The 26,306-nt window shown below is 61.3% G+C and carries 28 protein-coding genes and 2 pseudogenes; 15 read left to right on the top strand and 15 right to left on the bottom strand.

Annotation, left to right across the window (positions count from 1 at the left end; translation table 11 throughout):
* Nucleotides 1-62: 62 nt before the first annotated feature.
* Both aroE and hemF read right to left on the bottom strand, forming a co-directional pair.
* Nucleotides 63-884 (bottom strand): shikimate dehydrogenase, encoded by an 822-nt coding sequence (gene aroE, locus ACLEJR_RS06630; RefSeq protein ID WP_440812883.1) that lies wholly within the window; start codon nucleotides 882-884, stop codon nucleotides 63-65.
* Nucleotides 885-894: 10 nt separating this feature from the next.
* Nucleotides 895-1,809, bottom strand: a complete 915-nt coding sequence (gene hemF, locus ACLEJR_RS06625; protein ID WP_440812882.1) for an oxygen-dependent coproporphyrinogen oxidase — start codon at nucleotides 1,807-1,809, stop codon at nucleotides 895-897.
* Nucleotides 1,810-1,973: 164 nt separating this feature from the next.
* Here hemF and ACLEJR_RS06620 point away from each other — a divergent pair, with 164 nt between their 5' ends.
* Nucleotides 1,974-2,951, top strand: coding sequence for an NADPH:quinone reductase (locus tag ACLEJR_RS06620; RefSeq protein ID WP_440812881.1), 978 nt, complete (start codon nucleotides 1,974-1,976; stop codon nucleotides 2,949-2,951).
* A 437-nt stretch (nucleotides 2,952-3,388) separates the two neighbouring features.
* Here ACLEJR_RS06620 and ACLEJR_RS06615 read toward each other — a convergent pair whose 3' ends face one another.
* The 3 genes from ACLEJR_RS06615 to ACLEJR_RS06605 all read right to left on the bottom strand — a co-directional run bounded on the left by ACLEJR_RS06615 (nucleotide 3,389) and on the right by ACLEJR_RS06605 (nucleotide 6,207).
* Nucleotides 3,389-3,946: an L-threonylcarbamoyladenylate synthase gene (locus ACLEJR_RS06615; protein WP_440794488.1), complete on the bottom strand. Its 558-nt coding sequence runs from the start codon at nucleotides 3,944-3,946 to the stop codon at nucleotides 3,389-3,391.
* A 60-nt stretch (nucleotides 3,947-4,006) separates the two neighbouring features.
* Nucleotides 4,007-5,101, bottom strand: a complete 1,095-nt coding sequence (gene dprA, locus ACLEJR_RS06610) for a DNA-processing protein DprA (RefSeq protein ID WP_440794486.1) — start codon at nucleotides 5,099-5,101, stop codon at nucleotides 4,007-4,009.
* Between the two features lie 80 nt (nucleotides 5,102-5,181).
* Nucleotides 5,182-6,207 carry a LysM peptidoglycan-binding domain-containing protein gene (locus tag ACLEJR_RS06605; protein WP_440794484.1) on the bottom strand — a complete coding sequence of 342 codons (1,026 nt, stop codon included), beginning with the start codon at nucleotides 6,205-6,207 and terminating at the stop codon, nucleotides 5,182-5,184.
* A gap of 168 nt (nucleotides 6,208-6,375) precedes the next feature.
* Between ACLEJR_RS06605 and def the strand changes: the two genes are divergently transcribed.
* The 5 genes from def (at nucleotide 6,376) to ACLEJR_RS06580 (ending at nucleotide 11,139) form a co-directional block, all read left to right on the top strand.
* Entirely contained in the window at nucleotides 6,376-6,882 is a 507-nt protein-coding gene (def, locus tag ACLEJR_RS06600; RefSeq protein ID WP_440812878.1) for a peptide deformylase, read from the top strand.
* A 70-nt stretch (nucleotides 6,883-6,952) separates the two neighbouring features.
* The gene (gene fmt / locus ACLEJR_RS06595) at nucleotides 6,953-7,912 is read left to right on the top strand and encodes a methionyl-tRNA formyltransferase (RefSeq protein WP_440794481.1); all 960 of its coding nucleotides are present in this window, start codon (nucleotides 6,953-6,955) and stop codon (nucleotides 7,910-7,912) included.
* Entirely contained in the window at nucleotides 7,909-9,219 is a 1,311-nt protein-coding gene (gene rsmB, locus ACLEJR_RS06590; RefSeq protein ID WP_440812876.1) for a 16S rRNA (cytosine(967)-C(5))-methyltransferase RsmB, read from the top strand. The genes fmt and rsmB overlap by 4 nt, the downstream gene beginning before the upstream one ends.
* Before the next feature lie 24 nt (nucleotides 9,220-9,243).
* Nucleotides 9,244-10,617, top strand: a complete 1,374-nt coding sequence (gene trkA / locus ACLEJR_RS06585; protein ID WP_440794477.1) for a Trk system potassium transporter TrkA — start codon at nucleotides 9,244-9,246, stop codon at nucleotides 10,615-10,617.
* Between the two features lie 210 nt (nucleotides 10,618-10,827).
* Nucleotides 10,828-11,139 (top strand): tetratricopeptide repeat protein, encoded by a 312-nt coding sequence (locus ACLEJR_RS06580; RefSeq protein WP_440794475.1) that lies wholly within the window; start codon nucleotides 10,828-10,830, stop codon nucleotides 11,137-11,139.
* 30 nt (nucleotides 11,140-11,169) lie between these two features.
* On the opposite strand, the gene ACLEJR_RS06575 is transcribed toward ACLEJR_RS06580, so the two are convergent.
* Nucleotides 11,170-11,403 (bottom strand): hypothetical protein, encoded by a 234-nt coding sequence (locus ACLEJR_RS06575; RefSeq protein WP_440794474.1) that lies wholly within the window; start codon nucleotides 11,401-11,403, stop codon nucleotides 11,170-11,172.
* A gap of 13 nt (nucleotides 11,404-11,416) precedes the next feature.
* The gene (locus ACLEJR_RS06570) at nucleotides 11,417-11,899 is read right to left on the bottom strand and encodes a hypothetical protein (RefSeq protein WP_440812873.1); all 483 of its coding nucleotides are present in this window, start codon (nucleotides 11,897-11,899) and stop codon (nucleotides 11,417-11,419) included.
* 329 nt (nucleotides 11,900-12,228) lie between these two features.
* Between ACLEJR_RS06570 and ACLEJR_RS06565 the strand changes: the two genes are divergently transcribed.
* The 3 genes from ACLEJR_RS06565 to ACLEJR_RS06555 all read left to right on the top strand — a co-directional run bounded on the left by ACLEJR_RS06565 (nucleotide 12,229) and on the right by ACLEJR_RS06555 (nucleotide 13,896).
* Nucleotides 12,229-12,531, top strand: a complete 303-nt coding sequence (locus tag ACLEJR_RS06565) for an ArsR/SmtB family transcription factor (protein WP_003177098.1) — start codon at nucleotides 12,229-12,231, stop codon at nucleotides 12,529-12,531.
* Between the two features lie 64 nt (nucleotides 12,532-12,595).
* Nucleotides 12,596-13,570: a zinc-dependent alcohol dehydrogenase family protein gene (locus ACLEJR_RS06560; protein ID WP_440812870.1), complete on the top strand. Its 975-nt coding sequence runs from the start codon at nucleotides 12,596-12,598 to the stop codon at nucleotides 13,568-13,570.
* 32 nt (nucleotides 13,571-13,602) lie between these two features.
* Nucleotides 13,603-13,896 (top strand): antibiotic biosynthesis monooxygenase family protein, encoded by a 294-nt coding sequence (locus ACLEJR_RS06555; RefSeq protein WP_440812867.1) that lies wholly within the window; start codon nucleotides 13,603-13,605, stop codon nucleotides 13,894-13,896.
* Nucleotides 13,897-14,002: 106 nt separating this feature from the next.
* Here ACLEJR_RS06555 and ACLEJR_RS06550 read toward each other — a convergent pair whose 3' ends face one another.
* The gene (locus ACLEJR_RS06550) at nucleotides 14,003-14,968 is read right to left on the bottom strand and encodes an endonuclease/exonuclease/phosphatase family protein (protein ID WP_440812865.1); all 966 of its coding nucleotides are present in this window, start codon (nucleotides 14,966-14,968) and stop codon (nucleotides 14,003-14,005) included.
* 168 nt (nucleotides 14,969-15,136) lie between these two features.
* Nucleotides 15,137-15,271 (bottom strand): annotated as a pseudogene (locus tag ACLEJR_RS06545) (LysR family transcriptional regulator); the annotation flags it as partial.
* Here ACLEJR_RS06545 and ACLEJR_RS06540 point away from each other — a divergent pair.
* Nucleotides 15,267-15,641: pseudogene (locus ACLEJR_RS06540) on the top strand (isochorismatase family protein); the annotation flags it as partial. The pseudogenes ACLEJR_RS06545 and ACLEJR_RS06540 overlap by 5 nt on opposite strands.
* Before the next feature lie 190 nt (nucleotides 15,642-15,831).
* On the opposite strand, the gene ACLEJR_RS06535 reads toward ACLEJR_RS06540, so the two are convergent.
* A complete protein-coding gene (locus tag ACLEJR_RS06535; protein ID WP_440812862.1) occupies nucleotides 15,832-16,341 on the bottom strand; it encodes an HIT family protein in 510 nt (169 codons plus the stop codon).
* A gap of 207 nt (nucleotides 16,342-16,548) precedes the next feature.
* Here ACLEJR_RS06535 and ACLEJR_RS06530 point away from each other — a divergent pair, with 207 nt between their 5' ends.
* The 5 genes from ACLEJR_RS06530 to ACLEJR_RS06510 all read left to right on the top strand — a co-directional run bounded on the left by ACLEJR_RS06530 (nucleotide 16,549) and on the right by ACLEJR_RS06510 (nucleotide 21,296).
* Nucleotides 16,549-17,289, top strand: coding sequence for a response regulator (locus ACLEJR_RS06530; RefSeq protein WP_440794463.1), 741 nt, complete (start codon nucleotides 16,549-16,551; stop codon nucleotides 17,287-17,289).
* Nucleotides 17,286-18,599, top strand: coding sequence for an ATP-binding protein (locus ACLEJR_RS06525; RefSeq protein WP_440812860.1), 1,314 nt, complete (start codon nucleotides 17,286-17,288; stop codon nucleotides 18,597-18,599). The genes ACLEJR_RS06530 and ACLEJR_RS06525 overlap by 4 nt, the downstream gene beginning before the upstream one ends.
* A 213-nt stretch (nucleotides 18,600-18,812) precedes the next feature.
* Complete coding sequence (locus tag ACLEJR_RS06520; RefSeq protein WP_440812858.1) at nucleotides 18,813-19,460, top strand: ferric reductase-like transmembrane domain-containing protein; 648 nt, start codon at nucleotides 18,813-18,815, stop codon at nucleotides 19,458-19,460.
* Between the two features lie 99 nt (nucleotides 19,461-19,559).
* Nucleotides 19,560-20,417 carry an alpha/beta fold hydrolase gene (locus ACLEJR_RS06515; protein WP_440812855.1) on the top strand — a complete coding sequence of 286 codons (858 nt, stop codon included), beginning with the start codon at nucleotides 19,560-19,562 and terminating at the stop codon, nucleotides 20,415-20,417.
* A 75-nt stretch (nucleotides 20,418-20,492) separates the two neighbouring features.
* On the top strand, nucleotides 20,493-21,296 hold the full coding sequence (locus tag ACLEJR_RS06510; protein WP_440794455.1) for an alpha/beta fold hydrolase: 804 nt from the start codon (nucleotides 20,493-20,495) through the stop codon (nucleotides 21,294-21,296).
* A gap of 209 nt (nucleotides 21,297-21,505) precedes the next feature.
* Here the strand turns inward: ACLEJR_RS06510 and ACLEJR_RS06505 are convergent, their stop codons facing one another.
* The 5 genes from ACLEJR_RS06505 to ACLEJR_RS06485 form a co-directional block, all read right to left on the bottom strand.
* Nucleotides 21,506-21,985 (bottom strand): DUF4411 family protein, encoded by a 480-nt coding sequence (locus ACLEJR_RS06505; protein WP_440812853.1) that lies wholly within the window; start codon nucleotides 21,983-21,985, stop codon nucleotides 21,506-21,508.
* Nucleotides 21,972-23,120 (bottom strand): ImmA/IrrE family metallo-endopeptidase, encoded by a 1,149-nt coding sequence (locus ACLEJR_RS06500; RefSeq protein ID WP_440812851.1) that lies wholly within the window; start codon nucleotides 23,118-23,120, stop codon nucleotides 21,972-21,974. The genes ACLEJR_RS06505 and ACLEJR_RS06500 overlap by 14 nt, the downstream gene beginning before the upstream one ends.
* A gap of 577 nt (nucleotides 23,121-23,697) precedes the next feature.
* Complete coding sequence (locus ACLEJR_RS06495) at nucleotides 23,698-24,333, bottom strand: SCO family protein (RefSeq protein ID WP_440812848.1); 636 nt, start codon at nucleotides 24,331-24,333, stop codon at nucleotides 23,698-23,700.
* On the bottom strand, nucleotides 24,330-25,229 hold the full coding sequence (gene cyoE, locus ACLEJR_RS06490; RefSeq protein ID WP_440812846.1) for a heme o synthase: 900 nt from the start codon (nucleotides 25,227-25,229) through the stop codon (nucleotides 24,330-24,332). The genes ACLEJR_RS06495 and cyoE overlap by 4 nt, the downstream gene beginning before the upstream one ends.
* Nucleotides 25,217-26,296: a COX15/CtaA family protein gene (locus tag ACLEJR_RS06485; protein WP_440794434.1), complete on the bottom strand. Its 1,080-nt coding sequence runs from the start codon at nucleotides 26,294-26,296 to the stop codon at nucleotides 25,217-25,219. Before ACLEJR_RS06485 ends, cyoE begins: the two co-directional genes overlap by 13 nt.
* Nucleotides 26,297-26,306: the final 10 nt, after the last annotated feature.

The following is a 26,306-nucleotide window of genomic DNA, read 5'->3' as shown; positions in this document are numbered from 1 at the left end:
GGTGTCCTCAGTTTCTTGGGGCCGCTGCGCAGCCCAGCGGGAGCAAGCTCCCTCGCCACGGTTTATAGCACTAGCTGTCTTCGAAGCTCAGCCAGCACCGGCGCCGTATCCGGACGCACCCCACGCCACAGGTAGAACGCTTCGCCCGCCTGCTCAGCCAGCATCCCCAAGCCATCCATCGCCACCGCGGCGTTTTGTTCGCTGGCCCAACGGCAGAACGACGTAGGCTCCTTGCCATACATCATGTCGTAGCAAAGCGTCTTGCCGGGCTCGATCAAACTTCCGGCAATCGGCGGTACATCCCCCGACAGGCTGGCCGACGTGGCGTTAATGATCAGGTCCACCGGCTCTTGCAGCCAGTCGAAACCACTGGCCGAGACCGGGCCCAGGTCGGCGAACAGTTCGGCCAACAATTCGGCTTTCTCCACCGTACGATTGGCAATGATCACCGAAGCCGGGCCCTCGGCCAGCAGCGGCTCCAGGGCACCACGCACCGCACCACCGGCACCTAACAACAGGATGCGCTTGCCCTTGAGGCTGAAACCGGCGTTGACGGTCAGGTCGCGGACCAGCCCGGCGCCATCGGTGTTATCACCCAGCAGACGACCGTCAGTCAGTTTGCTCAAGGTGTTGACCGCCCCGGCCCGCTGCGCGCGCTCGGTCAGGCTGTCGGCCAAGCGGTAGGCGTCTTCCTTGAACGGCACGGTGATATTTGCCCCACGACCCTCGCGGAAAAACTCTCGCGCACAACCGGCAAAATCCTCCAGCGGCGCCAGCAGCGTGGTGTAGTCCAACGCTTGCCCGGTCTGTTCGGCAAACAGGCGATGAATCAGTGGCGACTTGCTGTGGCCGATCGGGTTACCCATGACAACGTAGCGATCCATGGACATCCCCTCAGGCCGTCGCCAGCCAATCGCGATCCTGCAGGAAATACTCGGTCAGGCGTGCTTCTTCGCTGCCCGGCTCGGCTTTCCAGTCGTAGCCCCAGCGCACTTGCGGCGGCAGCGACATCAGGATCGATTCGGTACGCCCGCCCGATTGCAGGCCGAACAGGGTGCCGCGGTCGTAGACCAGGTTGAATTCCACGTACCGTCCGCGGCGGTACTCCTGGAATTCCCGTTGTTTGGCGGTGAATGGGTCGTGCTTGCGGCGGCGCATGATCGGCAGATAGGCATCGATGTAGGCGTCGCCAATGGCGCGCATGAAAGCGAAGCTGGTGTCGAAATCCCACTCGTTCAGATCATCGAAGAACAGGCCGCCGATGCCCCGGGGCTCATTGCGATGCTTGAGGTGGAAATAGCTGTCGCACCAGGCCTTGTAGCGTGGGTACACCTCGGGGCCGAACGGGGCGCAGGCCTGTTCGGCGACTCGGTGCCAGTGCACGCAATCTTCCGCGACGCCGTAGTAAGGCGTCAGATCGAAGCCGCCGCCGAACCACCAGACCGGCTCCTCGCCTTCTTTTTCGGCGATGAAAAAGCGCACGTTGGCGTGGGACGTCGGCACATGGGGATTGTGCGGGTGGATCACCAGCGACACGCCCAGGGCCTCGAACCCGCGCCCGGCCAGTTCCGGCCGATGGGCACTGGCCGACGGTGGCAGGCCGCTGCCGAAGACGTGGGAAAAGTTCACACCGCCTTTTTCGATGACCGTGCCGTTTTCGATCACTCGCGTACGACCGCCACCGCCGGCAGGCCGTGTCCAGGCATCTTCGACGAAGCGCGTGCCGCCGTCCTCGGTTTCCAGGGCGGCGCAGATACGGTCTTGCAGGTCGAGCAGATAGGCTTTCACCGCCTCGGTGCGAGTGGACATGACATCACCTTGATCAGGGCTACGCTACGCGGCATACAAAGGGCCGGTGGCAAATGGGCGCACAGGATACCACCGCACCTGCCCACGCCACAGTTGACGTCGGTCAAGCTTAGGAGTCCGATAGCAGGCTTGGTAAAAAGTCCCGCGACAAGGAGAAAGTGAAGATGGCCAAACGTATCCAGTTCAGTTCCCACGGCGGCCCCGACGTGCTCGAGTACGTGGACTACCAGCCCGCCGAGCCGGGCCCGCAACAAGTGCGCGTGAGCAATCGGGCGATCGGCCTGAATTTCATCGACACCTATTACCGCAGCGGTCTCTATCCGCCACCGGCGATGCCGTCGGGCCTGGGCGCGGAAGGCGCGGGCGTGGTCGAGGCGGTCGGCAGCGAGGTCAAGCGCTTCAAGGTCGGTGACCGGGTGGCGTATGGCAGCGGTCCGCTGGGGGCCTATAGCGATGTGCATGTGCTGCCTGAGGCCAATCTGGTGCACCTGCCGGAATCCATCAGCTTTGAGCAGGCCGCCGGGGTGATGCTCAAGGGGCTGACCGTGCAGTACTTGTTACGTCAGACCTATGAGCTCAAGGGTGGCGAAACCATTCTGTTCCACGCGGCGGCCGGTGGCGTGGGGTCGTTGGCCTGCCAGTGGGCCAAGGCCTTGGGCGTGAAGTTGATCGGCACCGTCAGCTCGCCGGAAAAAGCCGCCATCGCCAAGGCCCATGGCGCTTGGGAAACCATCGACTACAGCAAGGAAAATGTCGTACAGCGCGTGCTGGAATTGACCGACGGCAAGAAAGTCCCGGTGGTGTACGACGGCGTCGGCAAAGACACCTGGCTGACCTCCCTGGACTGCGTGGCCCCTCGTGGATTGCTGGTGAGCTTTGGCAATGCCTCGGGCGCGGTGGAGGGCGTGAACCTGGGCATCCTTTCGGCCAAGGGCTCGCTCTACGTCACCCGCCCGACCCTGGCGACCTACGCCAACAACGCCGAAAACCTGCAACGCATGGCCGATGAACTGTTCGCAATGATCAGCAGCGGCAAGCTCACGGTGGACATCAACCAGCGTTATCCACTGGCGGAAGCGGCCAAGGCCCAGGCTGAGTTGTCGGCCCGACGCACGACCGGGTCGACCGTCCTCTTGCCTTGAGTCAGGCGTCAAACCCTGTGCAGCTCACAACTATTGCGTGTGACACAAAACCACTGTGGGAGCGAGCCTGCTCGCGATAGCGGGGTGTCAGTCAACATCAGTGCTGGCTGACCCGACGCTATCGCGAGCAAGCTCGCTCCCACATGGGCTTTGGTGCTCACAAAAGCTGCGTCCGACACAAAACTACTGTGGGAGCGAGCTTGCTCGCGATAGCGGTGGATCAGCTTGCATCTGTGCTGAATGTGCCGGCGTCTTCGCGAGCAAGCCCGCTCCCACATGGGCTGTGGTGCTCACAAAAGCTGGGTCCGACACAAAACCACTGTGGGAGCGAGCCTGCTCGCGATAGCGGTTTGTCAGTCAACATCGGTGCTGGCTGACCGGACGCCATCACGAGCAAGCTCGCTCCCACATAGGGCCAGGCGGGGATGTGTTTGGGCTCAGTCCGGGCGGACGACTTTACCGGTCGCCAGGTCGCGGATGACGCTGGGGTTCTTGCGTCCGCCCAGGTTGCCGCCAAGGACCAGGTCGAGCTGCCCGCGGAAGTACTGCTCGACGCGGATCCGCGTGCGTGCCGCCGGGCGGCCTTGGGGGTTGGCCGACGTGGAGACCAGCGGGCCGACCAGCGAGCACAAGTCGCGCACGGTCGGGTGGTCGCTGACCCGCAATGCGACGGTGTCGTGCACGCCGGTGATCCATTCGGGCAGCAGGTTCTGGTGCGGCACCAGCCAGGTATTGGGGCCCGGCCAGGTGCTGGCCATGCGGTCCATCCAGGTGTCGGGGAAGTCTTCGAACAGGAAATCGAACTGATGGATGTTGTCCGCCACCAGGATCAGGCCTTTGTCCGGCCGCCGCGACTTGATCGCCAGCAGCCGGTCCACCGCCTCTTCGTTCCACGGATCGCAACCCAGACCCCAGACCGCTTCGGTTGGATAGGCAATCACCGCCCCGGCACGAACTTCTCGTGCGGCTTGTTGCACACGCCAACTGTTGACCATGAAAGATTCTCCGCAACGCAAATAAGGCTGTGCGCAGTTTACCGATCTTCCTCGTAAAACCTAGCGTGCAAACCAGCGGCCGTTATCGCAGATGGCTCGTCCCTCCATCTCCAGTTCCGTCAGCGCCGCCAGCACCTTGGGCAGGCCCCAGCCGCTGGCGTCGGCCAACGCCTCGCTGCTCTGCGGCGCGGCGTGCAGCAGGCGCAACAGCGGATGGGTTGCCGGCTCCGGCGTGGAGGCTGGCGGCAACCGCTGCCAGCCGCGCAAGGCTTCAAGAATATGCTCGACGGTTTCCACCAGCGCCGCACCGTCGCGGATCAACTGATGGCAGCCCCGGGCGCCGGGATGATGAATCGAACCCGGTATGGCATACACCTCGCGGCCCTGTTCGGCGGCCAATCGCGCGGTAATCAGCGAGCCGCTGGCGATACTGGCCTCGATCACCAGCACCCCCAGGGACAAACCGCTGATTATTCGATTGCGCCGCGGAAAGTTGCTGGCATGGGGTGCTGCGTCCAACGCGAACTCCGACAGCACCGCGCTGCCCTGGTCGATCATCGCATCGGCCAGCCGACGATTGCGCTGTGGATAAAAGTTTTCCAGCCCGGTGCCGAGCACCCCGACGGTGCGCCCACCCACATCCAGTGCTGCCTGATGGGCCGCCGCATCAATCCCTAAGGCCAGGCCGCTGGTGATGACAAAACCGGCCCCGGCCAGGCTGCGGGAAAACGCCGCCGCCGTGTCCATGCCTGGACGCGACGCTCGGCGGCTGCCCACCATCGCCAGCTGCGGTTTCTCCAGAATCGTCGGGTCACCGGCGACGAACAACAGCGCTGGCGCGTCGCTGATTTCCCCCAGCAGCGCAGGGTAACCAGGCTGGTCCCACATCAGTAAATGCTGGCCCGGACGCTCTAGCCAGGCCAATGCATGGGCCGCGCCATCGCGTACATCCGGATCACGCCGCGCCTCGGCACAGGCCGCCGGCAACCCCAGCGCTCGCCAGGCACTGGCCGGCGCGCTGATGGCTTTCGAGGCCGAGCCGAAGGCCTCCATCAGGGTCATGAAACGTTTAGGCCCAAGTTGCGGCAACCGATGAAGGCGTAGCCGCGCCTCCAGTTCCGCCGGGGAAACCGGAGCAGATTCAGGTAATGACATGCGATCATCCTTGATCGTTATAGGTCCCGCAGAAACGGGAACAAGCTGTGGATAACTCTGTTGGTAAGTTGTGAGACCCGTTACGGATTACGCACCTTGTCGAGCACCGCCAACGAGCGCGAGGCATAGAGCACCAAGCCATAGCTGAGCTTGTCGTAGGTGCGGAACACCATCAGCAAACCGGCCCTTTCATCTGGGATCTTCACTGATTGGCCATTGATACGGTCGCGCACGGTTTCGCCGGTCTTCATCACCGCCAGCACGTTGCCTTCGACCAGGCCGTCGCGCCGGCCCTTGTTCACCGTCACCACGTCCAGCGCACCGATCTGGGTCACGCCGCGAGGCACGTCGAGAATCAGCCCGTTGACCTCGGTGTTCGGCGCGCTGGGCATGAAGGTCGAATTGATCGAGCGTTCCTCGCCGCTGAACAGCCTGTCGCCGAGGCGCACTTCCTGGGTGGTGCGTTGCAGCGCCAGTGTGGTGACATCGCCTTCGGTGGCGATCACCTCGCCGCCGCCGATGTCATCGGCGTTGATGCCCAAGAATTCCTTGGTTTCGGGATCGGTGTAGACCTTGCCCTGGCGGAAGATGCCGTAGGCCGACTGATTGTCATCGAATTTGCCGCGGGCGAAGATTCGGTCCCCGGTGCCGCTGAGCACCCGTTCGGCATCGCCGGCGACGATGTACGGCGCCTTGTCGAAGTCTTCGAGTCTGTCGACGATGCGGTTGCTCAGCAGGAAGCTGTTGATCGCTTGCAGCGGAATGCTCGGGATGGCATCGGCCACCGGTGAGCTGCGCACCCGTGGGGACAGTTTGATGGTGCCCCGCGAGGCGCCGCGATTGAGGGTCAGGCGCGGCTGGCCGTTGACGTAGACCAGGGTCAGGGTGTCGCCGGGGTAGATCAGGTTGGGGTTTTCGATTTGCGGGTTGGCCTGCCAGAGTTCCGGCCACTTCCAGGGCTCGCGCAGGTATTTGCCGGAAATGTCCCAAAGCGTGTCGCCCGTCACCACCGTGTATTGCTGGGGAAAACCTTCCCGAAGTTGCACTTGCCCATGTGCGATACCGGCCGAGGCCAGGAGCAGCAGGGCGAGTAGTGATTTCCTCATGCGGTGAATCCCTTTATTATGTGCGTTCGCGTAAAACGCCAGAGCCCCCGTGGCTCGCTCCGATTCGATCGCTGTGCTTCGAAGCTGTGTTTTACAACGGTAGCCTGCATCCCCAGACACGCCAGGCCAGCCACCCGACTTTACCTCACACGTGCATTTATCAAGCTTATGGCCATTTTGAACATTCTCGAATTTCCGGACCCGCGCCTGCGCACTATCGCCAAACCGGTGGCCGTAGTGGACGACGAAGTGCGTCAGTTGGTCGATGACATGTTTGAAACAATGTATGAGGCGCCGGGCATCGGCCTCGCCGCGACCCAGGTCAATGTGCACAAGCGTATTGTCGTCATGGACCTCTCCGAAGACCGCAGCGAGCCCCGGGTGTTCATCAACCCCGAGTTCGAAACCCTGACCGACGAGATGGACCAATACCAGGAAGGCTGCCTCTCGGTGCCGGGCTTCTACGAAAACGTCGACCGCCCGCAGAAGATCAGGATCAAGGCCCTGGACCGCGACGGCCAGCCCTACGAGCTGATCGCCGAAGGCCTGCTGGCGGTGTGCATCCAGCACGAGTGTGACCACCTCAACGGCAAGTTGTTCGTCGATTACCTGTCGACCCTCAAGCGTGACCGGATCAAGAAAAAACTGGAAAAGATTCATCGCCAGAATGCTTGATGCCCCCCTTCAAAGGCTTGCCGCGGCAAGCCTTTTTCTTTTTGCGACTGCTTTGAACTGAGAGCCTTCCATGACTGAGCCACTGCGCATCGTCTTTGCCGGCACCCCCGAATTTGCCGCCGAACACCTCAAGGCCCTGCTGGCCAGCCCCCATGAGATCGTCGCGGTCTACACCCAGCCGGATCGCCCGGCCGGTCGCGGGCAAAAACTGATGCCCAGCCCGGTCAAACAGCTGGCTGTGGAAAATGGCATTCAGGTGTTGCAGCCGCCGACCCTGCGCGACCCGCAGGCCCAGGCCGAACTGGCCGCGCTGAAGCCGGACTTGATGGTGGTGGTCGCCTACGGCTTGATCCTGCCGCAAGTGGTGCTGGACATCCCGCGCCTGGGTTGCATCAACAGCCACGCCTCGCTGCTGCCGCGCTGGCGCGGTGCGGCGCCGATCCAGCGCGCCGTGGAAGCGGGCGATGCCGAAAGCGGCGTGACCGTGATGCGCATGGAAGCCGGCCTGGACACCGGGCCGATGCTGCTCAAGGTCAGCACGCCTGTCAGCGCCGAAGACACCGGCGGCAGCCTGCATGATCGTCTCGCGCTGATCGGCCCGCCAGCGGTGGTCCAGGCCATCGCCGGACTGGCCGCCGGCACCCTGCCGGGCGAAGTGCAGGATGACAGCCTCGCCACCTACGCTCACAAGTTGAACAAGGACGAGGCGCGCATCGCCTGGAGCCGCCCGGCCATCGAACTGGAACGCCTGGTGCGCGCCTTCAACCCGTGGCCGATCTGCCACAGCACCTTGAACGGCGAAGCCCTGAAAGTCCTGGCGGCCAGTCTGGCCGAAGGGCAGGGCGCACCGGGTGAAATCCTCGGCGCCAGCAAGGACGGCCTCGTCGTCGCTTGTGGCGAACAGGCGCTGTGCCTGACCCGCCTGCAATTGCCCGGCGGCAAGGCGCTGAACTTCAGCGATCTGTTCAACAGCCGCCGTGAGAAATTCGCCCTCGGCACCGTGCTCGGCCAAGCGGCGGACGCCTCATGAATCCACGTCTGGCCGCCGCCAAGGCCCTGGCCGCTGTCCTCAGCGGTAAAGCCTCTCTCAACAGTTCCCTGCCGACCCAATTGGAAAAGGTCGAGGACCGTGATCGCGGTTTCACCCAGGACCTGGCGTTCGGCACCGCCCGCTGGCAGCCGCGCTTGTCGGCGCTGGCGGCCAAGCTGCTGCAAAAGCCTTTCAAGGCTGCGGATGCCGACGTCGAAGCGCTGCTGCTGGTCGGGCTCTATCAATTGCTCTACAGCCGCGTCCCCGCCCACGCCGCCATCGGTGAAACCGTGGGCTGCGCCGACAAACTGAAAAAGCCCTGGGCCAAGGCCCTGCTCAATGCCGTGCTGCGCCGCGCCCAACGCGAAGGCGAAGCTCTGCTGGCCGAGCTGGAACACGACCCGGTGGTGCGCACCGCCCACCCACGCTGGTTGCAGAAATCCCTGAAAGCCTTCTGGCCCGAGCAGTGGGAAGCCATCTGCGCGGCCAACAACGCTCATCCGCCGATGATCCTGCGGATCAACCGTCGCCACCACAGCCGCGATGCCTACCTGGCCTTGCTGGGCGAGGCGGGCGTCCCGGCGATCCCCTGCCAGTACAGCCGCGACGGCATTGTCCTCGAAACTCCCGCTGACGTGCGCAGCCTGCCAGGGTTTGCCGAAGGCTGGATCAGCGTCCAGGACGAAGCCGCGCAGTTGGCCGCCGACCTGCTGGAACTGGCGCCGGGCCAGCGGGTGCTCGACGCTTGCTGCGCGCCGGGCGGTAAGACCTGCCACATCCTTGAAGTCGAGCCGAAGCTGGCCGGCGTGGTGGCCGTGGACCTGGAAGCCAAGCGTCTGGTGCGGGTCAAGGAAAACCTCGAACGCCTGGGCCTCGACGCCGAGCTGATCGCCGCTGACGGCCGCGACACCGGGAGCTGGTGGGACGGCAAGCCATTCCAGCGCATTCTGCTGGACGCGCCATGCTCGGCCACCGGGGTGATCCGCCGTCACCCGGACATCAAGCTCACCCGCCAGCCGGACGACATCGCCGCATTGGCGGTGTTGCAGGGCGAACTGCTCGATGCCCTGTGGCCGACCCTCGACGTGGGCGGCATGTTGCTCTACGCCACTTGCTCGACGCTGCCGACCGAGAACACCGAAGTGATTCAAGCCTTCCTCGCTCGCACCCCCGGCGCCCGGGAGCTGGACATCGCCAGTCAGGCCGGTCTGAAGCAGCCCCACGGTCGCCAGTTGCTGGCCCAGGAAGGTGGCCACGACGGGTTCTACTACGCCAAGCTGATCAAGATCGCCGCCGCACGCGGTTAAGACCGATTCGAAAGGAGTGAGCGGATGAAAATCATCATCCTCGGCGCAGGGCAGGTCGGCGGATCGCTGGCGGAACACCTGGCCAGCGAGGCCAACGACATTACCGTGGTCGACACCAACGGCGAGCGCTTGCGCGACCTGGGTGATCGCCTCGACATCCGCACCGTGCAAGGGCGCGGTTCGTTGCCGACCGTGCTGCGTCAGGCCGGCGCCGACGATGCCGACATGCTGGTGGCCGTGACCAACAGCGACGAAACCAACATGGTCGCCTGTCAGGTGGCCCACACGCTGTTCCACACCCCGACCAAGATCGCTCGGGTCCGCGAGGCGGCCTACCTGACCCGCAATGACCTGTTCGACAACGAAGCGATCCCGGTGGACGTGCTGATCAGCCCCGAACAGGTGGTGACCAACTACATCAAGCGCCTGATCGAACACCCGGGTGCGTTGCAGGTGATCGACTTCGCCGAAGGCAAGGCGCAACTGGTGGCGGTCAAGGCGTACTACGGTGGGCCGTTGGTCGGCCAGCAACTGCGCCAGTTGCGCGAGCACATGCCGAATGTCGAGACCCGGGTCGCGGCGATCTTCCGCCGGGACCGGCCGATCCTGCCCCAGGGCGATACGCTGATCGAAGCCGACGACGAAGTCTTCTTCATCGCCGCCAAGGCGAATATTCGTGCAGTGATGAGCGAAATGCGCCGCCTCGACGAGAACTACAAACGCATCGTGATCGCCGGCGGCGGGCAGATCGGCGAACGCCTGGCCGAAGCCATCGAAAGCCGCTATCAGGTCAAGATCATCGAGATGAACCCGGCGCGCTGCCGTTACCTCTCCGACACCCTCGACAGCACCGTGGTCCTGCAAGGCAGCGCCTCGGATCGCGACCTGCTGCTGGAAGAAAACATCGCCGACGCCGATATCTTCCTGGCCCTGACCAACGACGACGAAGCCAACATCATGTCTTCGCTGCTAGCCAAGCGCCTGGGGGCGAAGAAGGTCATGACCATCATCAACAACCCAGCCTATGTCGACCTGATCCAGGGCGGCGACATCGACATCGCCATCAGCCCGCAACTGGCAACCATCGGCACCTTGCTCGCCCACGTACGGCGCGGCGACATCGTCAGCGTCCACTCCCTGCGCCGCGGCGCCGCCGAAGCCATCGAGGCGATCGCCCACGGCGACGCCAAGTCCAGCAAAGTCATCGGCAAAGCCATCCGCGACCTCGGCCTACCGCCCGGCACCACCATCGGCGCGATCATCCGCGACGAGGAAGTGCTGATCGCCCATGACGACACCAGGATTCAGACGGGCGACCATGTGATCCTGTTTTTGGTGGACAAGAAGCACATTCGCGATGTCGAGAAGCTGTTTCATGTGGGGTTGAGCTTTTTCTGATCCAGAATATGGGGTGCTTGGTCGATTGCTTTCGTCGGATCGCCGCCCGGAGCAAGCCCGCTCCCACAAGGGTTTGGGGTTGTTAACGACAATTGTGAACAACGCAGATCCATTGTGGGAGCGAGCTTGCTCCGGCCGGCGATCCGACGATAGCCATCTAACATTCAACAAATCAGTCACTGGAAACACCAGAAAAAGGACATGCCCCCCATGCTCGAATCCCTGGAAAAAATGCTAGCCAAGGGCATCGACAACCCCCTGCTACGCTTCGGCCTGGGCAAAGGCTACCTCGACCTCGGCGACTTCCCCCGCGCTGCCGAACACCTGCAACGCTGCATCGAACTCGACCCCAAATACTCCGCCGCCTGGAAACTCCTGGGCAAGGCCCACCAAGGCCAAGGCAACCTCCCCGCCGCCCGCCAAGCCTGGGAACAAGGCCTGCAAGCCGCCCAAGCCCATGGCGACAAACAAGCCGAAAAAGAAATGACCGTGTTCCTCAAAAAACTCGACCGCCACCCCTAAGCCCGCAGCGACTCGACCGCTCTGCCCAGTTCATTTCTCATACATCCTCCGGCTGGAAAACATCCCCGATCCCGCCGCTACCGCTGCGATTGCAAAAATCCCGACATCGATGCTGCCAATGAAGGGTGGCAAAACAAATAGCACAACAAAACCCAAGCAAACCAGGGTCAGGCCTAGTCGTAACCTGAGTACATAACGCCTCACACAAAGATGCAGCAGCACAATCCCCAGGCCGGCCAGCAGATATTGGGTTGTTACACTCATGGCCTATAGCTCCTCAGGACTGGATGATCATGGAAGACATCGAACGCTGTGGCCCGATACCGCCGCTGACCTGCGCATCCAGGCTGACAATGACGTCGCCGGCGTGATAGGTCGGCAAGATGCCCTTCGCCCACCTTCTGCCTACGTAGCCCGCCACCGGTGCGATAGCTAGACCCACTACCGGTACTTGACCAGTCACCCCTGTGAAGAATCCGGTGGTGATGTTGATGACGTCTGTGCGCTGATCGTTGAGCGTATCCCCCTGCTTACGTGTCAGCGGACGGGAGATTGCGACGCTCATTACGCAGGGCAGATCCCGGGCGAGCATCTTGTCATAGAGCTCCACCAGCAGCCGAGTGACCTCGAAATGCGCCGCTTTGGCTTCCTGAAAATACAGCGTGCCGAGCCTGCCACGGTCACTTGGCATGACGGTGAAACGAGTGATGCAGAAGATAATGCCGTGATGGGCGGTGAGCTGGTGCCTAGTGAACTCCATGTATAGCGTCCTTAACGAATCCGTAAGGCCTGGAGTTTTCAACAGGAATGAAGACCTGCGTAGAAGCTAATTGCGGTTTTTTGTCATCTCAAGTTTCTATATGCGCCTTCGGTTCAAGCTTCCTACAGACGGCTCGCACTACCGTCAAAGAGCACCCGTGGCGAGGGAGCTTGCTCCCGCTTGAGTGCGCAGCACTCACAAAAAACGCCCGGACCTTTGTGTGGCGAGGGGATTTATCCCCGCTGGGCTGCGAAGCGGCCCCAGAGCCCCAGCCAAGCGTCGTTCAATCCGTGTATTGACATATCGTAAAATCTCGATATCCTCGCCGCATGGACCTACTCGAAATCTTCAAAGCCCTCTCAAACCCGACACGACTCCAAATCCTGAAAGGTTTGAAGGATCCGGCAAAGAACTTCCCCCCGCAGGATGAGGGTGACGTTCATACGGTCGGCGTCTGCGTCAGCAGTATCCAGGAAGGGATCGGCCTGTCGCAGTCAACGGTGTCCGGTTATCTGGCGACGCTGCAACGGGTGGGCCTGGTGGAAGTCAGGCGTATCGGTCAGTGGACCTACTACAAGCGCAATGAAGCAACCATCAGTGCGCTCGCCGAGATCATCGGGAAAGATCTGTAGCATTTTTTTACCGCATGATATCGAGATATCTCGATATCCCTTTTTCTAGATACGAGGATTTACCATGAAAGCGATGATGCTGGAATCATTCGGCGGTCCTGAATCGTTCGAACTGCGCGAGGTGCCCAAGCCCGTGCCGCAAGCGGGCCAGGTCCTGGTCCGGGTATACGCCACTTCCATCAACCCGTTGGATTACCAGGTTCGACGCGGCGACTATGCTGATCTGGTGCCATTGCCGGCCATCACCGGCCACGATGTATCGGGTGTGGTCGAAGCCGTAGGGCCTGGCGTGACCACCTTCAAGCCAGGGGACGAAGTCTGGTACACGCCGCAGATATTTGACGGGCACGGCAGTTATGCCGAGTACCACGTCGCGGCCGAAAGCATCGTCGGGAAGAAGCCGCCCGAGCTGAGCCATCTCGAGGCCGCGAGCCTGACCCTGGTGGGCGGGACGGTGTGGGAAGCCCTGGTGGTGCGTGCGGCGCTCAGGGTCGGGGAGAGCATCCTTGTCCACGGCGGCGCCGGAGGCGTCGGTCATGTCGCAATCCAGGTGGCAAAAGCCATGGGCGCCCGCGTGTTCACCACCGTGCGCGAAGCGAACGCGGAGTTCGCCCGCAACCTGGGTGCCGACGTGATCATCGACTACGAGAAAGAAGATTATGTCGACGCCGTCCTTCGGCAAACCGCTGGCCACGGCGTGGATGTCGTGTTCGACACCATCGGCGGCAACACACTCTCACGCAGCCCCGACGTGCTCGCCCAACTGGGCCGCGTCGTCTCGATCGTCGACATCGCCCAGCCACAAAACCTCGTCCAGGCCTGGGGCAAGAACGCGAGCTATCACTTCGTGTTCACCCGACAGAACCGCGGCAAGCTCGACGAATTGAGTGCATTGATAGCCCGCGGTCAGCTGCGCCCCCACGTCGGCGCCGTCTACTCGCTGGCCGACATTCCCCTGGCCCACGCTCGACTGGAAAGCCCCAACAATGGTCTGCAAGGCAAAATCGCGATTGCCGTCGAGCCATCGCTCATTCCGTGAGCGCGCAGTTTCAGACAATTCAGAGGTACGCCATGATTTATGAAATCGCTGTGCTCCCCGTTCACAAAGAACGCATCGAAACGTTCCGAAGCGCATTTGCCGAAGTCGCCCCATTGCTCACCCGGGCCAAGGGCTACGGCGGCCACATGCTGGCGCAAGGGATCGAAACCCCCGAGCAGTTCAACCTGATCGTGCGATGGCAATCGCTGGAAGACCACACACCCGGCTTCGAAGCGAGCGAAGACCATCGCCTGTTCATGCTGGGGTTGGAGGATTATTTTTCGGAGGAACCGAAGGTCTACCATGTTGAAGGGGACAGCTTTTAGGTCCGGCTAAAGGGATGTTTCACTTTGAAAGTGGGAAAGGGTTCGTTCTCTGAAATGAACCCTTTCCCTTTTTCCTGCCCAATACACTCGATGGGACCGCCGGTAGTTAGAACTTCATCTTGAAACTCACGGGACAATGATCCGAACCTTTCAGCGGGACGGGAAACTCCAATAACGACCCTGTCACATAGTGCTCTCTCAAATCGCTGCTCATCAGCGCATGGTCGATCAACCACTTCGACCCTCCGCCCCGACATTCAGATAGCGCCTTGAAGCCCTCACTTGGACGAAACAACTGGGCCGCTGACGGTTCGCCATCTGAAAGCTCGGCGAAGAGACTTACTTCAGGATCCGACTTGCGTTCGATGGGAGTATCGAATCGACGGTTGAAATCGCCGATGATCATGGAGGGAAAGCCTGACTTGATTGAACTATCGAGCCACGCTTCAAGCGCAGGCGCTTGCTTCTTAAGCACCTCGCAGGTGATGACGCCGCTGGCTTTGTCGCGCTGGGTCGCATACCCGCTATTCAACGCGTGATCAAAGCAACCGCTTTTGAGGTGCACGGATAGAAGCTTGGTGGTCATGCCGTTGATGGTCACGGGTAACTCCGTTCCATGTCGAGCATGGTTTTCAAAGGCGTCGCCCAGCGACTCAATATCGCCCATCGTCCCGACTTCAAACCCGCTGGATCTGCGAACAACGAATCCGGTGCGCTGAATCCAGGGGCTGCGCATGTTCACGTAAAAATCGTATTCATCCTTCGGCCAGATTTGCTGAAGCGCTTGCGGACTCTCGACTTCCTGTACAGCGATCACGTCCGCATTCAGCTTTTTCGCCACTGCCTTCAAGTCCTCTATCTGCGCAGGGGATTTGCACTCCCAGCGGTAGGGGTGTGTTTCTTCAAGTTGCTCGCGCTTGGCCGGCTTGATTTTGATGCATTCATCGAACTGGCTCTGGCTCAGAGGCGCTGATCGCTGCCAAGCCAGGTTCCATGTTGCGAAGGTGAGGGTTTCAGCGAGAGCGGAATAGGGAAAACAGAAAAGCAGTAAGGCTAAATTCAATGTCTTCATGGGCTTTAGCTCTGAGCACCGCGTCAATATCAGTCATAGTGACGGCACTGCTCTAGCCGCTTTTTTTGAGATTAGCAGCGTATTGTGATGCTGCTGACAAAGCCTCAGTGACTCCAACCTGTGGCGAGGGGGCCTGCTCCCGCTTGGGTGCGAAGCTCCCACAAAAAGTCATACGGGCACCGGCTTGGCAAAGTGCGGCGACTGCCCGAACGACTCGATCAACAGCTCGGTGAGTGCATGTATCTTCCGAGCCGGATGCAGCCCTGGTGGGCGCACGACATAGGCCCCTGCCGGAGGCGGCGGTCTGCCCACTCATGACCGAACCTCGATCAACAGTTGGGAAGACGTCGAGTTCAATCAAGCGGTCAAGGCCACTGGCCGGCGCAAACTCATCATGACCGCACTCTGGACTGAAGCGTGTCTGACCTTTCTGGTACTCGATGCCATACAGGAAGGTTATGAAGTCTACGTACCGGTCGATGCCGTCGGCGGCACGTCCGTTGCCGCACACGAGGCCGCGTTACGCCGAATCGAGCAGGCGGGAGCCAAACTGATCAGCCGCGTGCAGATGTATTGCGAACTCCAGCGTGATTGGGCGCGGGAATCGACTGTTGCGGGATTCATGGGCGTATTTGAAAACGCTGATGGTTTCAATGCGGAAAAGGCTCCGTAAGTATCAATCAAGCGCTCTCTGACCGATGAGCTGAAAAGGGGTGAGACCTATATGCAGGCCTCACCTTTTCTACGCCAGCGAGAATCAGGGCCCGGAAACCGCTTTAAAACCCAGCAAGCAGATCGTTTTCCAGATGCCACTGCTTCCTTCGTTTTTGATCGGTAAGGGCGTTTTTGTGCGCCGCCGTACCTTATTGTCGTTGCTCAGCAAGACTTTGATCACGCAATTCCCTGCGCAGTACGCTGATGGTTTGTTCGATGGATGGGCCTTGTACCACCGGAGGATCAGGACGCTCGCAAAACTCCCGCCATACAAAAAGGGTCAGCTCCGCACCGTCCGTTTCAAGCACGGTATCATCGAGCGAGCCAAAAGCCTGGAGCGACCTGTACCTGTCGTCTTGCCAGAACAGAGCCTCGATCCAAGGGTAAATCGGGATGAAGTGGAAATGGATGGAATATCCCGCATCATGACCAAAACGGCTGATGTACAAGCGTTGTGGATGCAGGTGCGTTTCGATGGCCAGCTGGATTCTTGCCTGGAGCGCCCCTAACTCTACGAGCGCTTGCGCCGGAAGCGCGGCCAACGAGTTGGTCATCTCCCTTGCGCTGAGCATCAGATAGCCAGGCAACGCACTGTCCATACGGTGGTTCACAACCCAGTGCGTTGACTCATAAATGATGAAGCGAGGCGGTATGTCCATATGACGGCCTTGAAGAGTTATCAAAGCAGGGTATCACTCGTAGCTGCGCATTCACCAAGCCGCACGTACGGAGCGATACAATCGCCGCTGTTTTGACAGGGCTCTGGCTTTATATCGAGCTGGCCACATCGATCCACGCAGCCCAGCCAACCGGCAACAGGGCATCGCACATTGCGCAATGGTTGCGCGTATTTCGGAGAGCAGGGCATGGAACATGTCGATCACGTATTGATCGTGGATGATGATCGCGAGATCAGGGAGCTGGTCGGCAACTACCTGAAGAAGAATGGTCTGCGCACCACCGTGGTCGCCGATGGTCGTCAGATGCGGGCCTTTCTCGAAACCAACCAGGTGGATCTGATCGTCCTCGACATCATGCTGCCGGGGGATGATGGGTTGCTGCTGTGCCGCGAACTGCGCGTCGGAAAGCACAAGGCGACTCCGGTGCTGATGCTGACCGCTCGCACCGACGAGACCGATCGCATCATTGGCCTGGAAATGGGCGCTGACGACTACCTGGCCAAACCTTTCGCCGCCCGGGAGCTGCTCGCGCGTATCAACGCCGTGCTGCGGCGTACCCGCATGCTGCCGCCCAACTTCGTCGTCAGCGAAAGCGGTCGCCTGCTCAAGTTCGGTCGCTGGCGCCTGGACACCACCGCCCGACATCTGCTCGATGAAGACGACACCCTCGTCTCGCTGAGCGGCGCCGAGTACAGGCTGCTGCGGGTGTTCCTCGATCATCCTCAGCGGGTGCTGAGTCGCGACCAGTTGCTCAACCTGACCCAGGGCCGTGACGCGGACATCTTCGACCGCTCCATTGACCTGCTGGTCAGCCGCGTGCGGCAGCGCTTGCTGGATGACGCCCGCGAACCGCTCTACTTGAAGACCGTGCGCAATGAAGGCTACGTCTTTACCTTTGCGGTCGAAATGCTCGAGGAGCAGGCATGAAACTCGCGTTGCAATGGCCCCGCACGCTGGCGTCGCGGCTATGGCTGGTGTTCCTGGTCGGTCTGATACTCGCCCAGTCCCTGACATTCGCCGCCCAGTATTACGAACGCTACCAAAGCACCAAGACGGCGATGTTGGGCAACTTCGAGCATGACACGGCGACCTCCATCGCCATCCTCGATCGTCTGCCTGTCGACGAGCGCCCGGCGTGGACCAAGCGCCTGCAGCGGCGCAACTATGACTACCTGCTGCGCGAACATGACCCCGGCATTGCACTGGCGTCGGGTGATCTCGCGGCGACGGCTGCGCAATCGCTTCAAGTCGCGCTGGGTCGCAACTATGCCCTGACCTTCGTCCAGATCCCCGGTCCGCAGCAGCATTTCCAGGCCCAGGTGCGGCTGGCTGACGGCAGTCCGGTCACCATCGACGTGCGCCCCTCGGTCAGGCCCTTGTCGCCTTGGTTGCCCTTTGTCCTGTTGGGTCAACTGGTGTTGCTGATCGGCTGCACCTGGCTGGCCGTGCGGATCGCGATACGCCCACTCAGTCGCCTGGCCGAGGCGGTCGAGAACCTCGACCCGAACGCACACCCCGTGCAGCTGGATGAAAGCGGCCCTCGGGAAGTGGCGTACGCCGCCCGGGCCTTCAACAGCATGCAGGCGCGTATCGCCGCATACCTGAAAGAGCGCATGCAACTGCTGGCGGCCATTTCCCACGACTTGCAGACGCCCATCACGCGCATGAAGCTGCGCGCCGAATTCATGGACGACTCGGTAGAGAAAGACAAACTGGGCAACGACCTGAACGAAATCGAGCACCTGGTGCGCGAAGGTGTTGCCTATGCTCGCAGTGTCCATGGGGCGACCGAGGCCAGTTGCCGCATCGGGCTGGATTCCTTTCTCGACAGCCTGGTCTGCGACTATCAGGACACCGGTCGGGAGGTCAGCCTGCGCGGCACGAACGGCGCGGTCATCGAGACACGCCCTCATGCCCTGCGCCGGATCCTGGTGAATCTGGTGGATAACGCGCTGAAGTACGCCGGCACCGCCGAGGTGGAAATCGGTGGCGACGCGAGCACGGGCGTTTCGATCAGTGTGCTCGACCGAGGCCCGGGCATTCCCGAAGAGGTCCTGGCCGAGGTGGTCAAGCCGTTCTATCGGGTGGAAAGCTCACGCAACCGCAGTACCGGCGGCACCGGCCTGGGGCTGGCCATCGCCCAGCAATTGGCTGTCGCGATTGGTGGGGCGCTGAGCCTGCGCAACCGCGACGGCGGCGGTCTCTGCGTAACCCTCGATTTCGGCCCCAATCGATAGGTATTGCGGGCTGCACGTCAAGTGCAGCCCGTACCGGCCGGCGCCCATTGCGGCGGTTTGTAAGCCATTGTATCCAGCGTATTCACAGACTCAAAAGAACGTATAAGCGCCGGTTGCCGAACATAGCCGGTATACATGCCCCTGCAAGAATTCTCCCCATCGACTCGCCATCGGATCCCCGAATAGCGAGACCTGACTACAGGAGTTCTTGCCATGAATACATCAACCTTCCGTCCCCAGGGCTGGCAACTGTTCGGCCTGGTCGCAGCCTTGGTGGTGGCGATGAGTGTCACGGCAGTCGCTGCGCAACCTGACCTGGTCGAGGGATTGCGCAGCGCTATTCGCGCCACCGCCCGTTCCTCCTTCGCACTGTTTCTGATCGCATTCACCGCCTCGGCCTTTGCCGTACTGGTGCCGTCGGCGCTCTCCAAGGCACTGGTTCGTGAAAGGCGCTTCATCGGCCTCGCCTTCGCCTTCTCGCACCTGGTGCATGCCGTGTTGATCTACGCCTACGGGCAGCTCAATACCGAGTTCTGGCCGGCCCGCACCGTGGCGAACAACATCCCTGGCGGAACCGCTTACGCCTTCATCCTGCTGATGGCACTGACCTCATTCAAGGGACCCGCCCGGCTGATGGGCCCCAAGGCATGGAAGACGTTGCACGTCACTGGCATGTGGGTCATCGCCGCCGTATTTGCTTTCTCCAACTTCAAGCGCATCCCCATGAGCGACTGGTACGTACTGCCTTTCGGCCTCATCTGCGCCGCGGTGGCGATTCGACTGGTCGGCAAGCTGGCCATGGCCAACAAACGCAGCCAAGCCAGGCAGGCGTCGATACGCCGGGCAGCAGTGGCCTCCTGATCCGCAACAAGCGAAGTCGCCTTCTCAGGCACGACATATTTCTCCAATACAGTTCTCAGAAGCAGTCATCCCGACTGCCTAAAACAAGGAAGCAAAAGAATGAGCACCAGCATCCCTACCCAAACCGGCAGCTATATCACCACCCAGGATGGCGTACAGCTCTACTACAAGGATTGGGGCCCGAAGGATGGACAAGTCGTCACCTTCAGCCACGGCTGGCCGCTGAATTCCGATAGCTGGGAGTCGCAGATGCTGTTCCTGGCGGACAAGGGTTATCGGGTCATCGCCCACGACCGCCGCGGCCATGGCCGCTCCAGCCAACCGTGGGAAGGCAACGACATGGATCACTACGCCGATGACCTGGCTGCGGTGATCAACACCCTGGATCTCAAAGACATCACCCTGGTGGGTTTCTCGACCGGTGGTGGCGAAATCACCCGCTACATCGGTCGCCACGGCACCGATCGGGTGAAGAGGGCCGCGCTGATCAGCGCCGTGCCGCCGATGATGCTCAAGACCGAAGACTACCCAGGCGGCCTGCCGATCGAAGTCTTCGATGGCCTGCGTCAGGCCTCGCTGGACAACCGTTCGCAACTGTATCGCGACATCGCCTCTGGCCCGTTCTTCGGCTTCAACCGCGACGGGGCGAAAGTCTCCCAAGGGCTGATCGATTCGTTCTGGGTACAGGGCATGCAAGCCGGCCACAAAAACACCTATGACTGCATCGCGGCGTTCTCGGCGACGGACTTCCGCGCCGACCTGGCCAAGTTCGACGTACCCACTCTGATCGTGCACGGTGACGATGACCAGATCGTCCCGATTGACGCCTCCGCACATGCCGCTGCCGAGCTGGTGCAGAACGCTGAATTGAAGGTTTATCCGGGTGCGCCTCACGGCCTGACCGACACCCATAAGGACCGTCTGAACCAGGACCTGTTGGGCTTCCTGGGCCAGTAAGCCCATCGCACCTGCCCGTGTGCCGCCCAGCGCGGCACGATCACGGCTCATACCAATAATGAAAACGGAATCATCATGCTCAATATCAAATCGCTCCTGGCCGCCACCATTACCGCTGCGTTGGCGCTGACCTCCCTCCACAGCACCGCCGCCGCGCAACCCGACGCCGCCAAGCCCACCGTCGTACTGGTGCATGGCGCCTTCGCCGAATCGTCCAGCTGGAACGGCGTGGCCGCCCGCTTACTGAACCAGGGCTACCCGGTGGTGGCCGCAGCCAACCCGCTGCGCGGCGTGAAGCAGGATGCCGACTACGTCGCCGACATCGTCGAGCACACCGCCGGCCCGGTGATCCTCGTGGGCCACTCCTACGGCGGCGCCGTGATCACCAACGCCGTGCACGACAACCCTCGGGTCAAGGCACTGGTCTACGTCGCGGCCTTCGCGCCGGACAAAGGCGAAACCGCCATCGAACTGTCCGGCCGCTACCCTGGCGGCACCCTCGGACCGACCTTGGCCGCTCCGGTACCGCTGGACGACGGCAATAAAGACCTCTACATCCAGCAGGACAAATTCGGCCAACAGTTCGCCGCCGACGTCCCAGCCGCCGAGTCCGCACTGATGGCTGCCACCCAACGCCCCATCAGCGAGGCGGCCTTGAAGGAAGCGTCTGGCGACCCGGCCTGGAAAAAACTGCCGTCCTGGTTCATCTACGGCTCGGCGGACAAAAACATCCCCGAAGCCGCCCTGAAATTCATGGCCGACCGCGCCGGCTCTAAAAAGACTGTCACCGTCCCAGGCGCCTCCCATGTGGTGATGACGTCCAACCCGGACAAAGTTGCAGAGCTGATCGTTGAAGCGGCGCAGGCCAGTGCCAAGTAATGATCGCGTGCTAACCAAAACCCGGCGCAAGACGCCGGGTTTTTTATGCGAAGCACCCCAAAAAGCGCCGCTCGGTTAATGACCAGACCACAATCCCCCTGTGGGAGCGAGCTTGCTCGCGATGGGGCCGTATCAGTCGACATCTCTGTTAACAGACAGAATGCTATGGCGAGCCGGCTTCGGGGCCATCCCATGTCCACTTGAAGTCATCAACCAAAAACCGCTTGTGATCGCTTGATGTAGTCGAGGAAGTTGATCCAGGGGGTTTGCACACTTTCCATATTGCAAACAGCAGGAATCTTCCAATTGCGTTTGAGCTTGTTCGCAGAAGGCTGAAACGCCTCATCCGTAACTAACTCGCAGCCATGTAGCTTCGCGGTGGCAATGATATATAGATCGTTTTCATCGACCCCAGCACCGTATTTGTCTTCTTCGATCTCGAGCAATCCTTTGATACGGAAGGCTTCCAACAGGATCGCCTCGGTCACGGGCATCTTTTGCAGGTTTCCCTCCTTCAGCCAGGTCACGCACTCCGGTGCTTTGTGTCCAACCTCTTCGGCGGCAACCTCGGACATGCGAATCACCCCTTGCATCACTCGATCCGCCATCCATGCCCAAAGACCCGGAAACTGCGCGATAGGGTAGTTATCCCATGCGTAAAGCATGGATGAGGCATCAAACACCTGCATAGAAGCGTTCCAGCTTGTGCAGGTCCGAGATCTTAAGGTTGTCGAGATAGCTGCTTGCCTTAGCGAGAGTAATACGACGAGCGTTCATGGCTTCAAGCACTGTGCGCACGTAACCATCGCCGAAAATGTGCCTAGGTTCGCGATTGCGGTGCTCTCGGCTGCCACCCTCTTTTTCAGGCGTTACTCGTTGCGTGCTCCACCGCCGGTATGCGGCATAGGCTTCGCTTGGCAAACGTCCGGCATCCATCAGACGCCGTAGAATCATCTCGCCGCTCACACCCCACGCCCTGCGTTGTGGTTCCAGCCAGCCATCAAACTCGGCCGCCTCAACAGGGCGCTCATTGTCATGAATGCTCAACAGAAACCGATCTGGGACCAATAGATGACCGGCGAAGGCGTTCGCTTCTTGCTCTTCATCGTCCGTCGAATACAAATCTTCTTCATCGTCAATCGAGCTTGCACGATGGATAAGCAGGTGCCCCAACTCATGCATCAACGTGAAGCTTTGGCGGGTATCCGCATCTTGCTTTTTGACGACGATTACCGGGCATTCAGGGTCGTAGAGCGAAAAACCGAGAATCGGGCTTTCCTTCGCAATCTGCCATTTACCGTTGTAGCCATTGCTGCGGAAGACCAGCAAGCCGCGTGCTTCGATGGCCTTACGGTAACTGTCAAAATTGTTGCGGCTCGCCAGGCCTAGCCAGTCACGCACACGGCTGGCCGCATCGGGGATACTCAGGCCCGCCAGGTCTGGCGGCGAGAAACGCACGGCCTCCGCTGGATCAAGCTCTTCACGTAGTGCAAGGTACACGGTGCGATGGTGCTCCACTCGCTCAACCAGCAGCTTCAGGCGGTGCGAAAGCTCCGGTTTCTGATTGCTCAAGGTGCGGAACTGCGGCGAGTGCACCTTTGCCTCGTTGACCGGCCCTGGCTCCATGAAAAATAAGGTGCCTCGCCCGAAAAAGGCCGCCAGCTTACGCAGCTGGTTGAAGGTCAGCCCCGCCTCGCCGGCCATCACTTTTTCAAAGCTGGCAGGTGCTATATCGATCTCACGGGCGAGCTCGTCCCGCGTCATACCGTGATCGGTACAACACCAGTCTATCCGCGCGAGATTGATTGATTGGATACGTTCCATGATTTGAGTATATAGACGGTGTGTACCGGTGAACATGAGCCACCAAAGCCAGCTGCCGAAAGCTTGATGCGGTCGAGCCTATGACTTTCCCGGGGTGCTAGCATGCCTGAGTGTCATCGATACCGGCTCGGCCAGTGGTGAGGAAACGATAGAGCCCGAGGGCAAAGCTGAAAAGCCGGCGGATTCCGATGCGGTTGTAGTTAAAGTCGCAAGGATTCGTAGCTTGTTGGAGGGGGGTAGGTGGGGGCTGTAGGAGAAGGGATTTTTGTTGGTGTGGGTGGGGTGTTTGGCGCTGGGATCGTGTTGTTTTCATCGCGAGCAGGCTCGCTCCCACAGGGGGGCGGGGGTGTTGCGGATAGTGGGTTTTATCGCCAGCCGCTGTGGCTCGGGGGCTCGCTTCTGCTGGTCTGTGTAGCTGGCTTCTGTGTTTCTTCAGGTAAACCGCGTTGTCTGGGTTTGCGGCTGCTGTGCAGCCGAGCGGGAGCAAGCTCCCTCGCCACCGGGATTGTGTTGATTTCATCGCGAGCAAGCTCGCTCCCACAGGGGAGGGTGGTGGGAGTGGGCTTGATGGATGGGGCTATTTGCGTTTGAGCATTTCCGGCAACTGGGCGACCAGTTTCTGGTTGTTCAGCGGGGCGCGGATGAAGCCGCGTTGTGTGCCGTCGGGGCCGATGACGGCGAGGTTGCCGCTGTGGTCGACGGTGTAGTTGGGTTTGCTGGTGTCGGCCGGGATGAAGGGGATGCTGACGGCGTTGGCGAGTTTTTGCAGGTCTTCGATGGAGCTCGGGGTCAGGCCTTTGAATTGGGGGTCGAAGTAGCCCAGGTATTGCTTGAGTTGTTTGGGCGTGTCGCGGTTCGGGTCGACGCTGACCAGGACGATTTGCAGTTTATCCACGGCCTCGGGCGGCAGTTCGCTTTTGATCTGGCGCAGTTGGGCGAGGGTGGTGGGGCAGATGTCCGGGCAGAAGGTGTAGCCGAAGAACAGCAGGCTCCATTTGTCTTTCAACGCGTCCATGACCACGGGCTGGCCGTCCTGGTCGGTCATTTTCACGTCCGGCAGGTGACGGCTTTGCGGCAGCAGGATGATGCCGGCGTCGATCAGGGCCGTCGGGTCGCCCTGGCCTTTGCCCGACAGCACCTTGTTGATGGTAAGGCCGAGGATCAGCGCGATCACGGCCACGAGGATGAAGACGGTTTTCTGGGTTCGGGTCATAGGCTCAACAGTAAGTAGTGATCGACAAGCAGGGCGATGAACAGCAGGAACAAGTAGTAGATAGAGTACTTGAAGGTGTTGATCGCGGCATGCGGCCGACTGCCACGGTACAACACCACGGCCCATTGCAGGAACCGGGCGCCGAGTACCAGGGCGCAAACCAGGTAGAGCATGCCGCTCATCTGGATCACGAAGGGCATCAGGCTCACCGCCAGCAGCACCAGCGTATAGAGCAGGATATGCACCTTGGTGTAGTGCTCGCCGTGGGTCACCGGCAGCATTGGAATGTCGGCCTTCGCATATTCCTCTTTGCGGTGGATCGCCAACGCCCAGAAGTGCGGCGGGGTCCAGGCGAAGATGATCAGCACCAACAACAGCGGTTCGGCGCTGACGTGGCCGGTGGCGGCGACCCAGCCCAGCAGCGGCGGGGCGGCGCCGGCCAAGCCGCCGATGACGATGTTCTGCGGCGTGGCCCGTTTGAGGAAACCGGTGTAAACCACCGCGTAACCGAGCAGGGAGGCCAGGGTCAGCCAAGCGGTCAGCGGGTTGGTGAAGGCCAGCAGCAGCGCTTGCCCAGCCACGGCCAACGCCAGGGCGAAGGCCAGGGCGGCGGCGGGGGAGACGCGGCCTTCGGCGAGGGGGCGTTTATGGGTGCGGGCCATGACGGCGTCGATGCGCCGGTCGACCACATGGTTGACCGCCGCCGCGCCGCCGGCACACAGGGCGATGCCCAGGTTGCCGAACACCAGCACGGTCCACGGTACGCCGGCGCGGGTGGCGAGGAACATGCCCACCAGCGAAGTAATGAGCATCAGCACCACGACCTTGGGTTTGGTCAGTTCCAGGTAATCGCGCCAGATCGCCCGGCTGTGGCGTTCACCGGTCAGGGTTGCCATGGCATCTCTCCTTTTATCGTAATGGGGCTGATGCTGTGTTTATGCGGATTGAAGCGCCAGCGCAGCGGGACCTGATGCCGCACCCGGACCAGGCTGGTGCGCGCGTGATAATTGACCAACACCAGGGTCAGCAGCAGCGCGGCGCCCCCGGCGTTGTGAGCGACGGCCACCGGCAACGGCAAGTGGAACAGCACGTTGCTGATGCCCAGGGTGATTTGCGCGGCCAGGGCGGCCAGCACCAGGCCGGCGAGGCGGGTCATGCCCACGGTTTTCAATTGCCAGGCCAGGCCGAGCAGTACCAGCGTCACCAATAAAGCGCCGATGCGATGGGTCAGGTGGATGGCCGTGCGGGCATCGCTGTCGAGCTGGCCGCCCAGGTAGTTCGGGCCGATGTGTTGGGTCAGGTGGAAGCCGTTGGCAAAATCCGCAGGCGGCAGCCATTGGCCGTGGCAGGTAGGGAAGTCGATGCAGGCCACGGCGGCGTAGTTGGAACTGACCCAACCGCCCAGGGCGATCTGGCCGATCACCAGCAACAGCCCGGCGGTGGCCCAGTGTTGCAGGCGCTTGGGCACGGTCAGCGCGGGCAGTACGCCGGACAATCTCAGGGTCAGCAGAAACAACAGGCTCAAGGTCGCGAAGCCGCCCAGCAAGTGCCCGGTGACCACCTGCGGCCAGAGCTTGAGCGTCACCGTCCACATGCCGAACGCGGCCTGGGCGAACACCACCGCCAACAGGAACAGCGGCAACTTCAACGGCTGGCCCGGGCGGTGGCGGTTCATCCAGGAGCGTGCTGCCAACGCGACGATCATCAAGGCCAGGGTCCCGGCGAAGTAACGATGGACCATCTCGTTCCAGCCTTTATGAGCTTCCACCGGTGCGTCGGGAAAATGCAGCTCGGCATGGGCCAGTTGGGCTTCGCTTTTGGGCACGCTGATGAAACCGTAGCAGCCGGGCCAGTCCGGGCAACCGAGGCCGGCGTGGGTGAGTCGGGTGTAGGCGCCCAGCAATACGACGATCAGTGCCAGCAGCGTGGCGAACAGCGCGAGGCGAAATCCAGGTTTGGCCATGTCGATGCCC

It is taken from the genome of Pseudomonas sp. SMN5 (assembly GCF_052041925.1).
In the GTDB taxonomy this organism is placed as follows: domain Bacteria; phylum Pseudomonadota; class Gammaproteobacteria; order Pseudomonadales; family Pseudomonadaceae; genus Aquipseudomonas.
The sequence above is the reverse complement of the archived record's forward strand: the minus strand, read 5'-3'. Positions and strand labels throughout refer to the sequence as shown.